Annotated in this window: 10 protein-coding genes; 7 read left to right on the top strand and 3 right to left on the bottom strand. The window is 65.3% G+C overall.

Annotated elements, in window-relative coordinates; all coding sequences use genetic code 11:
* Nucleotides 1–108: 108 nt before the first annotated feature.
* From hpaE to hpaH, 3 genes are read right to left on the bottom strand one after another with little or no spacing between them, the layout of a single operon-like run.
* A complete protein-coding gene (gene hpaE / locus IVA87_RS29620; RefSeq protein WP_247301353.1) occupies nucleotides 109–1,647 on the bottom strand; it encodes a 5-carboxymethyl-2-hydroxymuconate semialdehyde dehydrogenase in 1,539 nt (512 codons plus the stop codon).
* Nucleotides 1,640–2,038, bottom strand: coding sequence for a 5-carboxymethyl-2-hydroxymuconate Delta-isomerase (locus tag IVA87_RS29625; RefSeq protein ID WP_247278926.1), 399 nt, complete (start codon nucleotides 2,036–2,038; stop codon nucleotides 1,640–1,642). The genes hpaE and IVA87_RS29625 overlap by 8 nt, the downstream gene beginning before the upstream one ends.
* A 30-nt stretch (nucleotides 2,039–2,068) precedes the next feature.
* Nucleotides 2,069–2,875, bottom strand: a complete 807-nt coding sequence (gene hpaH / locus IVA87_RS29630; RefSeq protein ID WP_247336460.1) for a 2-oxo-hept-4-ene-1,7-dioate hydratase — start codon at nucleotides 2,873–2,875, stop codon at nucleotides 2,069–2,071.
* A 111-nt stretch (nucleotides 2,876–2,986) separates the two neighbouring features.
* Between hpaH and hpaR the strand changes: the two genes are divergently transcribed.
* The 7 genes from hpaR (at nucleotide 2,987) to IVA87_RS29665 (ending at nucleotide 14,088) form a co-directional block, all read left to right on the top strand.
* Nucleotides 2,987–3,505, top strand: a complete 519-nt coding sequence (hpaR, locus tag IVA87_RS29635) for a homoprotocatechuate degradation operon regulator HpaR (protein WP_247301351.1) — start codon at nucleotides 2,987–2,989, stop codon at nucleotides 3,503–3,505.
* Between the two features lie 118 nt (nucleotides 3,506–3,623).
* Nucleotides 3,624–4,709 (top strand): malate/lactate/ureidoglycolate dehydrogenase, encoded by a 1,086-nt coding sequence (locus IVA87_RS29640; RefSeq protein WP_247301350.1) that lies wholly within the window; start codon nucleotides 3,624–3,626, stop codon nucleotides 4,707–4,709.
* Between the two features lie 114 nt (nucleotides 4,710–4,823).
* Nucleotides 4,824–5,600: an aldolase/citrate lyase family protein gene (locus tag IVA87_RS29645; RefSeq protein ID WP_247278922.1), complete on the top strand. Its 777-nt coding sequence runs from the start codon at nucleotides 4,824–4,826 to the stop codon at nucleotides 5,598–5,600.
* A 94-nt stretch (nucleotides 5,601–5,694) separates the two neighbouring features.
* On the top strand, nucleotides 5,695–7,218 hold the full coding sequence (locus IVA87_RS29650) for an altronate dehydratase family protein (protein ID WP_247301349.1): 1,524 nt from the start codon (nucleotides 5,695–5,697) through the stop codon (nucleotides 7,216–7,218).
* A 166-nt stretch (nucleotides 7,219–7,384) separates the two neighbouring features.
* Nucleotides 7,385–10,660: a transglutaminase family protein gene (locus IVA87_RS29655; protein ID WP_247336464.1), complete on the top strand. Its 3,276-nt coding sequence runs from the start codon at nucleotides 7,385–7,387 to the stop codon at nucleotides 10,658–10,660.
* A 27-nt stretch (nucleotides 10,661–10,687) separates the two neighbouring features.
* A complete protein-coding gene (locus IVA87_RS29660; protein ID WP_247336467.1) occupies nucleotides 10,688–13,213 on the top strand; it encodes a circularly permuted type 2 ATP-grasp protein in 2,526 nt (841 codons plus the stop codon).
* Complete coding sequence (locus tag IVA87_RS29665; protein ID WP_247336470.1) at nucleotides 13,210–14,088, top strand: transglutaminase family protein; 879 nt, start codon at nucleotides 13,210–13,212, stop codon at nucleotides 14,086–14,088. The genes IVA87_RS29660 and IVA87_RS29665 overlap by 4 nt, the downstream gene beginning before the upstream one ends.
* Nucleotides 14,089–14,268 lie beyond the last annotated feature (180 nt).

The following is a 14,268-nucleotide window of genomic DNA, read 5'->3' on the forward strand; positions in this document are numbered from 1 at the left end:
TCATTCCGGGGCGTGCGAAGCACGAACCCGGAATCCATTCATCCACGAACTCTGCTGCACAATGGATTCCGGGTTCGGCTCTTCGAGCCGCCCCGGAATGACACTGCGTTAAATTCCCAATTTCTGAATCTTGTGCGTGCCCCGCGCCAGCGAGACGTGCTTGGTTTCCATGTAGAAGTCGAACGAATAGTCGCCGCCGTCGCGGCCGATGCCTGAGGCCTTCATGCCGCCGAACGGCGTCGGCAGGTGGCGGACGTTTTCCGAGTTCAGCCAGATCATGCCGGCCTCCAGCGCGTCCGCGACGCGCAGGGCGCGGCCCATGTCGTTGGTCCAGACATAGCCGGTGAGGCCATAGCGAATGTCGTTGGCGATCTCGATCGCGTCCGCCTCGTCACGGAACGGCAACACGGTCAGGAAGGGGCCGAACACCTCCTCCTGCGCCACCCGCATCTTGCCATGCGCACCGGTCACCAGCGTCGGCTCGACGTAATGTCCGCCGCCGGGGCCGTCACAGGGCTTGCCGCCGACCGCGATCGTCGCGCCGTCCTGGCGCGCGACGTCGAAATAAGAGCAAACTTTTGCGAGGTGACGCTGGTGGATCAGCGGCCCGATCTCGGTTGCGGGATCGAGGGGGTGGCCGACCTTCAGCGCCTTCACGCGCGCGGTCAGCTTCTCCACGAATGTCTCGGCGATGCTCTGCTGAATCAGCAGGCGGCTGGAGGAGGTGCAGCGCTCGCCATTGAGCGAGTAGATCATGAACACCACCGCATCGAGCGCGCGGTCGAGATCGGCGTCATCGAACACGATCACGGGGTTCTTGCCGCCGAGCTCGAAATGCACGCGCTTCAAGGTCGGCGCGCCCTGGATCATGATCGCCGAGCCCGTCGCACTCTCGCCGACGAAGCCGATCGCCTTGATGGCGGGATGCTCGGTCAACGCCTTTCCGGCCTCTTCACCAAAGCCGTGCACGGTGTTGAGCACGCCATCGGGAATGCCGGCATCCTTGACGAGCTTCGCCAGAATGGAGGCCGTCACCGGTGACCACTCGGCGGGCTTGTGCACGACGGTGCAGCCGGCTGCCAGGGCAGGGGCGATCTTCCAGGTCGAGAGCATGAACGGCGTGTTCCACGGCGTGATCACGCCGACTGGGCCGATCGGCACGCGCGTCGAGACATTCCAGTGCTCGTCGCTCGGCGTGTTGAGGCCGTCGCGCGCCTCGGCGCATTTGTCGGCGAAGAACCGAAAATTCTCGGCGGCGCGGACGGCGGCCTTGGCCATGAAGCGATAGGCTTGGCCGGTGTCGATGCATTCGAGCACCGCGATGTCATCGGCATTGTCCTCGATCGCGTCGGCGACCCGATGCAGCAGCTTGCGCCGCATAGCCGGGCCCATATCGCGCCAGGATTTGAAGGCCAGCGCGGCAGCAGTGGCCGCACGATCGATGTCCTCGGCGTTGCCGCGGGCGACGCTCGCGAGCGTCGCGCCATCGATCGGCGACTTGGTCTCGAAGGTCTCGCCAGAGATCGAGGGCACGATCTTGCCGTCGATCGTGTGACCGATGCCGTCCGCGCGGAGCGTTTTCAGCAGCGGTGCGAGGCGGTCGCGGTTGGCCTGGAACACGTCGGCTTTTGGCGCGGGCTTATCCATTTGCGGCCTCCACTTTCAGGGCGTCGTGGATGTTGTTGCGCTTCCAGCTCGTGTCCTTGTCGTTGATCTGCATGTCGAACGACAAGGCGAACTTGCTGGCAGCGAAGACGGGATCGAGATGTTTTGAGAGCGCCTGGAACACGTGCTCGCCGGCTTTCTGGCGCGTCTTGAGATCGCGGCCCTCGCCGATGCGCAACACCATGTCGAGAAAGCCGTAGTCCTGCCGCGCGTCCGCGATCGCGTAATGCTCGCACCTGACGGCGCGAACGCGGATGCCGCCGAGCGGGAAGATGCCGGTCTCGACCGCTGCCTTGCGCACGACTTCACATACCAAACCCATGTCGAGGCGGCCGTCGAGATTGGCGGAATATTCGATGGTGAAATGCGGCATCGCGGTTTCACTCCCTGTCTTCTTGTCCGCCTAAGCGAAGTAGCAGCTCACCGAGCCGTAGGCGCCATAATCGGCCTGAATTGTGTCGCCCTTGCGGGTCTCGATCGGGCGGATGAAGGAGCCGGCGAGCACGACCTGTCCGGGCTCCAGCGCATGGCCGAGCGGTGCGATCTTGTTCGCGAGCCAGGCCACGGCGGTTGCGGGATGGTTGAGCACCCCGGCGGCAAGTCCGGTTTCCTCGAGCTGGCCATTCCGGAAACACAGCGCGCCGATCCAGCGCAAATCGGCGTCCAGCGGCCGTATCGGCCGCCCGCCGAGCACGATGCCGGCATTCGCCGCGTTGTCGGCGATGGTGTCGAAAATCTTCCGCGCCGCTTTGGTCCTGGCATCAACGCGCTCGATGCGGGTGTCCAAGATCTCCAGCGCCGGCACCACGAAGTCGGTGGCGTTGAGCACGTCGAACATCGTGCAGCCGGGTCCTGAAAGGCGCTTGCTCATCACGAAGGCGAGCTCCGCCTCGACGCGAGTCGCGATGAAGCGCTCGGTCGGAACGAGGCCGCCGTCAGCAAAGAACATATCGTCGAGCAGCACGCCGGAATCCGGCTCGTCGATATCGAGCGCACTCTGCATCGCCTTCGAGGTCAGTCCGATCTTGTGACCTTTGACGATGCGCCCCTCGGCAATCTTGACGTCGACCCAAGCCTTCTGAATCGCGTAGGCGTCAGCGATGGTGATCCCAGGAAAATCCTGCGAGAGCTGCCGGATCTGCGTGCGAGTCTTCTCCGCCTGGTGCAGACGCCTTGCGCAAGCTTGGATATCGTCGTTGGAAAGCGCCATTTGTGATCTTACAAATCGTGGTGCCCGGAGATACTTAACATGTTAAGTGAATGCGTCAAACACAATTCGCTCTTGCTGCATTGCAAACATGTTGCGGCTTGAAAGGGTATCATGACGAAGAAACCCGCCGATCCCGCCGGCGAAAGCACGCCTGCCGCGCGGCAGGTGCCGATGCGCGACTTCTCGCGTTCACTGCCGATGTCGCTGCTGCGGGCACGCGAGGCGGTGATGCGGCAATTCCGCCCCTCACTGCGCGAGCACGGCTTGACCGAGCAGCAATGGCGCATCCTGCGCGCGCTGGCCGCCATCGAGGCGGCCGAGGTTACGGAACTCGCGCGCACGGCGTTCCTGCTCGGGCCGAGCCTCTCACGCATCCTGCGCGACCTCGAAGCGCGCAATCTGATCGAGCGCAAGACCGCCACGGCGGACCAGCGCCGCAGCATGGTCTCCATCTCGAAAGAAGGCTTGAAGCTGATGGCCTCCGTGGCTCCGACGTCGGAGGCGATCTATGCCGAGATCACGCGACGCTTTGGCGGGCGCAAACTCGTTGAATTGCAGGACATGCTAGGCGAGCTCGAACAGAGTCTCGCAGGGCTCGGCAGCGGCGAGGAGGCAAGTGCCGAGGAGTGAAAGCTGATATGCGCGAGCGCGCGGCGCGAGCCATGGACATGGCCGCGTTTTTTCGCTCAAAGTGCCGCCCAAGCCGATCGCTGCAAAATCGGCGCCGGGTAGAGGTAAGCAGACCGTCATGGTCACCATTCAAGTCCAGAAGCTGATCGACTTCGTCAGCGAGGTCTTTGCGCATGCGCAGTCCTCGCCGGAGGAAGCCAGGCGCATCGCCAGCTATCTCACCACAGCGAATCTGACCGGCCACGACAGTCACGGTGTGATCCGCGTGCCCGTCTATATCCGTTGGCAGAAATCCGGCGCGGTCGTGCCCAACCAGAACGCGGAAGTGGTGCTGGACACGCCCTCCCTCGCGGTGGTCGACGGCAAGTTCGGCTACGGCCAGACCGTGACGCCGCAGGCGGTTCGGATCGGCATCGACAAGTGCAGGAAGGCGGGGCTTGCCGCGGTCGCGCTGCGCAACGCCGGCCATATCGGCCGTGTCGGCGACTGGGCCGAGATGGCTGCCGCCGAAGGGCTGATCTCGGTGCACTTCGTCAATGCGGCGGGCTCGCTGCTGGTGGCGCCGTTCGGCGGCGTCGAGAAACGGCTGTCGACTGCGCCATATTGCGTCGGCATCCCCCGCGCGGGTCAGGATCCGATCGTGCTGGACTTCGCGACTTCGGTCGTCGCCGAAGGCAAGGTGCTGGTCGCAAGCCGTGGCGGCAAAAAGCTGCCGAAGGGCGCGCTGGTCGATTCCGACGGCAGCCTGAGCGAGGACCCAGTCGTGCTCTACGGCCCCTACACGCCGGAGGGACCGCGCGATCATACCAAGGGCACAGGCGCCATCCGTGCCTTCGGCGAGCACAAGGGATCGGGGCTCGCCTTCATATGCGAGCTCTTGGGCGGTGCGCTGACTGGAACCGGGGCCACATCGGGCGGGCGGCGCTTTGCCAACGGCATGCTGGCGTTCTATGTCGATCCGAAGGTGGTCGATACCTCCAACCTTTTCGACGGCGAAGTCTCGCGCTATGTCGATTTCATACGCGCCACCAAGCCGATGGCCGACATCGATCAGGTGCTGATTCCCGGCGATCCCGAGCGGAAAACCCGCGCGGAACGCACGAAACACGGCATCCCCTTGCCGGATGACACCTGGGCGGCAATAGTGAACACCGCCCGCGAGGTCGGCGTCAGCGAAGTCAGCATCCAAAGGGCGACCGCATAGGTCTTGCGCCCTTGGAGCGTAGCGCGGCGATCCAGTTCGCGGTAACAGCGGGGTTGTGCTGTCGCGGCGCTCGTCATGGTGACGAAGGTTCAAACAACAAAGAAGGAAGGCAACGTGGCGAACAAGGTCAAGGAAATCTGGAAGTCGGGCAAGGCCGTGGTCAACGCGTGGCTCGCTATACCCTCCGGCTTCTCGGCCGAGATGGTCGCGCAATGCGGCTTCGACAGCGTCACCGTCGACATGCAGCATGGCGTGCAGGACTATCTGTCAATGGTCCAGTGCTTCCAGGCCATGGACAAGCATCCGATCACCCCGATGGTCCGCGTGCCCTGGAACGAGCCCGGCATTATCGGCAAGGTGCTCGACGGCGGCGCCTATGGCGTGATCTGCCCGATGGTCAATACGCCGCAGGAAGCCCGGAACCTGGTCTCCTATTCGAAATATCCGCCGAAGGGCGTGCGCTCCAACGGTCCGATCCGCGCCGGCATGTACGGCACTGCAGGCTCCTACCAGAAGACGGCCAACGACGAGATCGTGCTGTTGCCGATGATGGAGACCAGGACCGCGGTCGAGAACATGGAAGCGATCCTCGACGTCGAGGGCATCGACGGCGTCTATATCGGCCCGTCCGACCTCGGCTTCTCCTACGGCCTCGAGCCCAAGCTCGACCGCAGCGAGCCCGAGATCCTCGCGATCTACGAGAAGATCATCAAGGAGTGCGGCAAGCGCGGCCTCAACCCGGGCATCCATTGCAGCGGCGCCGAAGGCGCAGCGCGCGCCATCAATATGGGCTTCAAGCTGGTAACGTTGTCGAACGAGGTCGGTCTGATGACGACCTACGCCAAGATGCAGGTGAATGCGACCCGCAAGGAATCAGGCGGGAAGGCGTAACAAACCCGCGAATGGCGAATGGGGAGTAGCGAACAGGGCTACTCCCCTTTTCCATTCGCCATTCGCTACTCACTACTCGCCTAAGGAGATACCCATGACCATCAGCCTCGTCATCCGCCTGCATCCCGATGATGGCGTGGTGATCGCGCGCGCGAGCCTGCCGCCCGGCACGATGGTCGCCGACGGCGTGATCACGGTCGATCGCATTCCCTCCGGCCACAAGGTCGCGATCAAGCCGATCGCATTGGGAGAGCCGATCAAGCGCTACGGCCAGATCATCGGCTTTGCCACGATGCCGATCGCGCCGGGCCAGCACGTCCACACGCAGAATTGCGGCATGGGCGATTTCGCCAAGGACTATGCCTATTGCGCCGACGTCAAGCCGACGCCGAATTTCGACCTGCCGGCGACCTTCGAGGGCATCCGCCGTCCGGACGGCCGCGTCGCCACGCGCAACTATATCGGCATCCTCACCTCGGTGAATTGCAGCGCGCATGTCGCCAGCCTCGTTGCCGACGTCTTCAAGAAGAATCCCTTCAGTGGCGACAACCCGCTGGCCGATTTCCCCAACGTCGACGGCGTGGTCGCGCTGACCCACAAGACCGGCTGCGGCATGACGCAGAACGAGCCGCTGGCGCTGCTCCGCCGCACGCTCGGTGGCTATGCGCGGCACGTCAATTTCTCTCACGTCATCGTGCTCGGCCTCGGTTGCGAGGTGAACCAGATCGGCGGCCTGATGGAAGAGCAGAAGCTCGCCGGCCGGCTGCGTGCGATGGACATCCAGGAGGTCGGCGGCACGCGCAAGACGGTGGAGGCGGGCATCGCCTTCGTGCGCGAGGCGCTCGCCGATGCCAACAAGGTCAGGCGCGAATCCGTGCCGGCCAGCGAACTCACCGTGGCCCTGCAATGCGGCGGCTCGGACGGCTATTCCGGTGTATCAGCCAATCCCGCGCTCGGTGCTGCCAGCGACCTCGTCGTCCGTCACGGCGGCACCGTGATCCTGTCGGAAACGCCGGAGACCTATGGCGCCGAGCATCTCTTGACGCGCCGCGCGGTCAGCCGTGAGGTCGGCGAGAAGCTGGTCGACCTCATGCGCTGGTGGGACGAATACACCGCGCGCGAAGGCGCTGAGATGAACGCCAATCCAAGCCCCGGCAACAAGGCCGGTGGCCTCACCACCATCCTGGAAAAATCGCTCGGCGCAATGGCGAAGGCCGGCACCACCAATCTCGTCGAGGTGCTGCGCTACGCCGAGCCCGTCACCAAGAAGGGTTTTGTCTTTATGGACACGCCCGGCTACGACCCGGTCGCAGCGACCGGCCAGGTCGCAGGCGGCGCCAATCTCGTCTGCTTCACGACCGGGCGCGGCAGTGTGTTCGGCTGCAAGCCGGCGCCGTCGATCAAGCTCGCCACCAACACGCCCATGTACAAGCGCATGGAAGAGGACATGGACGTCAATTGCGGCACCATCCTCGAAGGCGAGGAGAGCGTCGAGCAGTGCGGCCAGCGCATCTTCGATCTCATCCTCAAGACGGCGTCGGGACAGCCGACCAAGAGCGAGAGTTTTGACTTCGGCGGCGCCGAGTTCGCCCCCTGGGTGCTGGGCGCGACGATGTAGGGGGCGAATGGCGAATAGGGAGTGGCGAATACACGCACGCTTCCTCCATTCACTATTCGCTACTCACCACTCGCCCGTGCCGTAGGCACGCACTGCCCGTTGTTAGTGCTTGATCGCGCTCACATCAGGTGTTCTGCTCAAAAAAGCTGCTGGAGCACCGCACCCCGTGTCGATCTACGTCGCACTACACCACGTCACGCACTACAAATACGACCGCCCGATCGATCTCGGCCCGCAGACCATCCGGTTGCGGCCGGCGCCGCATACTCGCACGCCGATCCTGAGCTATTCGCTCAAGGTCACGCCATCCAATCATTTCGTGAACTGGCAACAGGACCCCCAGGGCAATTGGCTCGCGCGCTACGTCTTCCCGGAGAAGACGACCGAGCTGAAGCTCGAGGTCGATTTCACGGCGCAGATGACCGTGGTCAATCCGTTCGACTTCTTCGTCGAGCCTTATGCCGACAGTTTTCCGTTCGACTATCCGAAGGACCTGAAGACGGAGCTTGCGCCCTATCTCGAGACCATCAAGCCTGATCGCTTGTTTGCGCAATATCTCGATGCGATCCCACAGGAAGCGCCGAACACCGTCAACTTCCTGGTCGATCTCAATCGCGAGCTCCAGAAGAAGATCCGGTACATCATCCGCATGGAGCCGGGCGTGCAGTCTCCGGAGGAGACGCTCACGTCCGGCGCCGGCTCGTGCCGCGATTCCGCCTGGCTCTTGATCCAGACCTTCCGCCATCTCGGGCTCGCCGCCCGTTTCGTCTCCGGCTATCTCGTCCAGATCCGTCCCGACATCGATCCGATCGAGGGGCCGCCGGAGGTTGAGAACGATTTCACCGATCTGCACGCCTGGGCCGAGGTCTACCTTCCGGGCGCGGGCTGGATCGGGTTCGACGCGACCTCCGGTATGCTCGCCGGCGAGGGGCACATCCCGGTTGCCGCAACACCGCATTATCGCTCTGCCGCGCCGATCTCCGGTGGCGCCGGCTTTGCCGAGGTCGAGTTCGCATTCGACATGAGCGTGAAGCGCATTCGCGAGGCGCCGCGCATCACAAAGCCGTTCTCTGACGAAGCCTGGGCGCGGCTCAACGATCTCGGCGAGCAGGTGGACGGCGATCTTGCCGCCCACGACGTGCGGCTCACCATGGGCGGCGAGCCGACCTTCGTCTCGGTCGACGATCTCGAGGCGGCGGAATGGAATATCGACGCCGTCGGTCCGACCAAGCGTGCCGTTGCCGACGATCTGATCCGCCGCCTGCGCGTGCGGTTCGCGCCCGGCGGCCTGCTGCACTTCGGCCAGGGCAAATGGTATCCTGGCGAGACCCTGCCGCGCTGGGCGTTTGGCCTGTATTGGCGCAAGGACGGCGTGCCGATCTGGAAGAATGCGGATCTCATCGCCAGGATCGAGAATCCGCGGCGCACTAACGTCAAGGACGCCGAGGCCTTCATGGAGGGAACGGTCGCACGGCTCGGCCTCGATCCCGGCTACATCATGCCGGCCTATGAAGACCCCGCCTATTGGTCGCAGAAGGAGGGGGAGCTTCCCATCAACGTCGATCCCTCGGATTCCAAGCTGTCCGATCCGGAAGCGCGCGCCCGCATGGCGCGGGTGTTCGACGAGGGGCTGAATACGCCAAAGGGCTTCGTGCTGCCGGTGCAGCGCTGGAACGCCGAAGCGCCGCGCTGGCGCAGCGAGCGCTGGAAGCTGCGTCGCAAGCATCTGTTCTTGATGCCCGGCGATTCCCCGCTCGGCCTGCGATTGCCGCTCAGTGCGCTCGAATATGTTCCGCCCGATCGCTATCCCTATGTCGTCGAGCAGGATCCGATGGAGCCGCGCACCAAGCTGCCGGTGTTCGAGCGCATGCCACGCCTGCAATCGCCGCCGCCGCGGCCGGCGCCGGAAAGTCCCGACGCAGCGGAGCCGGTACGCACCGCGATGTCGATCGAAGTCCGCGACGGCGTGCTCTGCGCCTTCTTGCCGCCGGTCGAGCGCATCGAGGATTATCTGGAGCTGGTCGCGGCGCTCGAAGCCGCGGCCGAGGAGATGCAGCTCCAGGTTCATGTCGAGGGTTATCCGCCGCCGTTCGATCCGCGCATCGACGTCATCAAGGTGACGCCTGACCCTGGCGTGATCGAGGTCAACGTCCAGCCGGCAAAGAATTGGCGTCAGGCTGTCGACATCACCGTCGGGCTCTATGAGGATGCCGCCAAGATCCGTCTCGGCGCCAACCGTTTCCTGGTCGACGGCCGCCATACCGGCACCGGCGGCGGCAATCACGTCGTGGTCGGTGGCTCGTCACCGCAGGACTCACCGTTCCTCCGGCGGCCCGATCTCTTGAAGAGCCTCGTGCTGTACTGGCAGCGGCATCCGTCGCTGTCCTATTTCTTCTCCGGCCTGTTCATCGGCCCGACCAGCCAGGCGCCGCGTATCGACGAGGCGCGCCACGACAGCATCTACGAGCTCGAGGTCGCGCTGTCGCATGTGCCGCCGCCGGGGACCCAGACGCCGCTGTGGCTGGTGGATCGCCTGTTCCGGCATCTGCTGGTCGACATCACCGGCAACACCCACCGTGCCGAGATCTGCATCGACAAGCTCTATTCGCCGGAAGGCTCGACCGGCCGTCTCGGCCTGGTCGAATTCCGCGCGCTCGAGATGCCGCCTGATCCGCGCATGTCGCTGGCTCAGCAGCTCCTGATCCGCGCGCTGATCGCAAGGTTCTGGCGCGAGCCGCTGGCAGGTAAGTTCGTGCGCTGGGGCACCGCGTTGCATGATCGCTACATGCTGCCGCATTTCATCTGGGAGGATTTTCAGGACGTGCTCACCGAGCTGAAGCAGTTCGGTTATTCCTTCGAGCCGGAATGGTATCTGGCCCAGCTCGAATTCCGCTTCCCCGCCTTCGGCCGGGTCCATCATGGCGGCGTGACGCTGGAGCTGCGGCAGGCGCTGGAGCCCTGGCACGTGCTCGGCGAGGAGGGTTCGGCCGGCGGCACGGTGCGCTATGTGGACTCATCGGTCGAGCGGCTTCAGGTCAAGGCCGAGGGCTTCGTCGAGGGTCGCCACATCGTCACCTGCAACGGCCGCCGCCTGCCGATGACCTCGACCGGGCGCTCCGGCGAAGCGGTGGCCGGCGTCCGCTTCAAGGCCTGGCAGCCGGCCTCCGGCCTGCACCCGACCATTCCGGTCCATGCGCCGCTGACCTTCGACCTGATCGACACCTGGAACGGCCGCTCGCTGGGCGGCTGTGTCTACCACGTCGCCCATCCCGGCGGACGCAACTACGATACCAAGCCCGTCAACACCTATGAAGCCGAGGCGCGGCGGCTGGCGCGCTTCCAGGACCATGGCCATACCCCTGGGCCAATACAGCCGCCGCCCGAGGAACGCACAAATGAGTTTCCGCTGACCCTCGACTTGCGGACCCCGCTCCTGCAATGAGTATGATGGTGGGGCAGGGAGAGGCGCATGGCCGAGGGCGCAGCCGAGCAGGACGACCAGGCGGGCAGGGCGCAAGGACTGCGTGAAGGCCAGCGCCGCCTTGCGCAATGGGTCCGCGATTATAGCCGCCTGCCTGGCATCCCCGACGAGTTCCTGGGACCCGACGGCGCCCCGCGGGCGGTCTGGAGCCGCTTCTTCGATGCCTTCGGCGCGCTCGCGCCCGACGAGGTCGAGCGTCGCTTTGGCATGGCCGACCGCCATCTCCGCGAGGCCGGCGTCACCTATCGCGCCCCAGGCGACAGCGCCGACCGGCCGTGGTCGATCAGCCATCTGCCGCTCCTGATCGACGAGGCCGACTGGAAGCAGCTCTCCGCCGGCATTACCCAGCGCGCCGAATTGCTCGAGCTCGTGCTGCGCGACATCTATGGCGAGGGCCGCCTCATCGCCGAGGGCGCACTGCCCGCGGCTGCGATCGCCGGCAGTCCCGAATATCTCCGTCCCGTCTGCGGCGTGCCGCCGCCCGGCGGGCGCTATCTCTCGATCTATGCCGCCGATGTCGGCCGCGGTCCTGACGGCCGCTGGTGGGTACTTGGCGACCGCACGCAGGCGCCGTCGGGGGCGGGCTATGCGCTGGAGAACCGCCTGGTGCTCTCGCGCGCCTTCTCCGATCTCTACAAGTCGATGAATGTGCCGCGCGTCGCGCCGTTCTTCGAGGCGTTCCGCGATAGCCTGCGCGCGCGTGCCGACCGCGACGAGCCGCGGATTGGCGTGCTCACGCCGGGCAGCTTCAGCGAGACCTATTTCGAACATGCGACGCTGGCGCGCTATCTCGGCTTCCTCCTGGTTGAGGGCGATGATCTCGCGGTCAGCGACAACCGCGTTCACATCCGCACCGTCGCCGGCCTGAAGCGGCTCGACGTACTCTTGCGCCGCGTCGATTCCAACTCGCTCGACCCGCTCGAGCTCGATGCGTCCTCGCATCTCGGCGTACCCGGCCTGATCGACGTGCTGCGCAAGGACGGCGTCGTCATCGCCAACATGCCCGGCTCGGGCGTGCCGGAAGCACGGGCGCTGCTCGGCTTCCTGCCGGCGCTGAGCCGCCGCCTGCTTGGCGAGGAGCTGAAAATGCCGCACATCGCGACCTGGTGGTGCGGCCAGCGCGCGGCGCGCGACGAGGTGCTGGCGCGGCTCGACCAGGTCGCGATCGAGGGCGCCTACCGGCGCGGCGTTCCCGGCTTCGACAGCACGGGGCCGGTGCTCGCGAGCGAGTTGGATGCGAGCGAGCGCCAGCGCCTGGTCGACGCCATCATCGCGCGCGGCATGGACTATGTCGGTCAGGAGGTGGTGCGGCTCTCGACCATGCCGGTGTGGGAGCAGGGCCAGCTCACGCCGCGGCCGTTCGTGCTGCGCGTGTTCGCAGCCGCCACGCCCGATGGCTGGGCCATCATGCCCGGCGGCTTCTGCCGGATCGCCGAGCAGGCCGATGCGCGCGCGGTGTCGATGGGCGACGGTGCCCGCGCCGCCGACGTCTGGGTCGTCTCGGACAAGCAGGTCTCGACCGCGACGCTGCTGCCGGCGACCGACAAGGTGCGCATCCGCCGCATCGCCGGCGTGCTGCCGAGCCGCGCCGCCGACAATCTGTTCTGGCTCGGGCGCTATCTGGAACGCGCCGAGGCGACGCTGCGCCTGGTGCGCGCGTTGGGATCGCCGAGCGGGCCCAACAAGGGCAGCTCGGCTACGATGCAGTCGATTGAACGGATCCAGCGCCTGCTGGTGGCATGGGGCGCGGTCACGCAAACCTCGCGCGCGGCGCCTGGACCTATCGTCGCCGAAGCGCTGCAGAGCCCGGATCGTTTCGGCTCGGCGCTGTCGCTGGTCCGCGCGGCGCAGCGCACGGCGACCTCGTTGCGCGAGCGCCTTTCGCCTGATGCCTGGCAGGTCATCACCGAGATGGCCGAGCGCCTCGCCCACGAGGTCGAGGACGATGACAGCGTCTTGAGCGCGGCCGAGCTCACCTTGCAGGAGCTCGCGAGCTTTGCAGGCCTCGCGCAGGAGAACATGAACCGCGCCGCCGGCTGGCGCTTTCTCGATATCGGCCGCCGCGTCGAGCGCGCCGTCAACACCACGCGCTTCACGCGTCAATTCGCCTATGACGAGGCCGGCGACGAGGATCTCGACATCCTGCTGACGCTGGTGGATTGCCAGATCACCTACCGCTCGCGCTATCTGCTGGCGCCGGTCCTGGCGCCGGTACGCGACCTCGCCGTGCTCGATCCCTACAATCCGCGTTCGGTGGCGTTCCAAGTGACGACGCTCAACGAGCACATCGCCGCGCTGCCGAGCCTGAAGGAGCACGGCCTGATCGAGAAGCCGCAGCGGCTTGCGGTGGCGATGCAGGCGATGCTCGCGACCGCGGAGGCCGAGAAGCTCGAGGTCAAGACGCTGTTCGCGCTGGAGCAGGATCTGCTCCGCCTCGCGGAGGCGATCGGGCAGCACTATTTCCCGCATGGCCCCAATGCCAGCCCGCCGGAAAAGCTGACGGGGCTGGCGTGATCTACGACATCCGTCACGTCACGACTTACGGATATGAGAGTCCGGTCAGCTTCGCCCGCTGCACGCTGCGGCTGGAGCCGAACAGCGGCAATGGCCAGGAACTGATCTCACACCACGTCGAGATCCGTCCGCGTCCGGCCGAGCGCAACGTCCGCCGCGATTTCTTCGGCACGCTCACCGAGAGCGTGGTGATCGAGGCTGCGCACGGCAACTTGCGGATCGATTCTCGATCACGTGTGTCGGTCTCGCGACAGCCGCCGGCGCGTGATGCAGAAAGCCCGGCCTGGGAAAGCATTCGCGACATTGCCTTCGAGGCGACGAGCCTCGGGCCGTCCTCGCCGGTCGGCTATGTCTTTGCGAGCCCGCTGGTGCCGGTGCTGCAGCCGGTCAGCGCCTACGCGGCGATGAGCTTTGCGCCCGGCGCCGGCGTCCTCAAAGGTGCAGCCAATCTCATGCACCGCATCCGCAGCGATTTTCGCTACGACCCGAAGGCGACGGTGATCTCGACGCCGCTCGGCGAGGTCTTCGACAAGCGTCACGGCGTCTGCCAGGATTTTGCTCATGTGATGATCGCAGGGTTGCGCGGGCTCGGCCTGCCTGCGGCCTATGTCAGCGGTTATCTGCGTACCGTTCCGCCGGCGGGCCAGCCGCGTCTGCAAGGTGCCGACGCCACCCACGCCTGGGTGTCGCTGTGGTGCGGGGCGGAGCTCGGCTGGGTCGATTTCGATCCCACCAACGATCTCCTGGTCGCAAATGACCATATCGTGCTCGCGGTCGGGCGCGATTTTTCAGACGTGTCGCCGGTCGACGGCATCATCGTCGGCTCGCCGAAGCAGAAACTCGGCGTCGCCGTGGACGTGCTGCTGGTGGAATGACCGCAATCTTGCGGTCTGGACGAAAGCCACCCTAAGCGGTATCGCGCCGTAACTGCAACCGCGCTCTATGACGCAGCGCAACTGCAACATATTTTCGTGTTTTCGTCCTGGGATTTGGTCAGTCGGCCCAAGATGGGCTATGCTCGCTCGTGCGTCGAGGACAAGAATGAGGCGTCGGGA

It is taken from the genome of Bradyrhizobium sp. 147 (assembly GCF_023073935.1).
Lineage (GTDB): Bacteria > Pseudomonadota > Alphaproteobacteria > Rhizobiales > Xanthobacteraceae > Bradyrhizobium.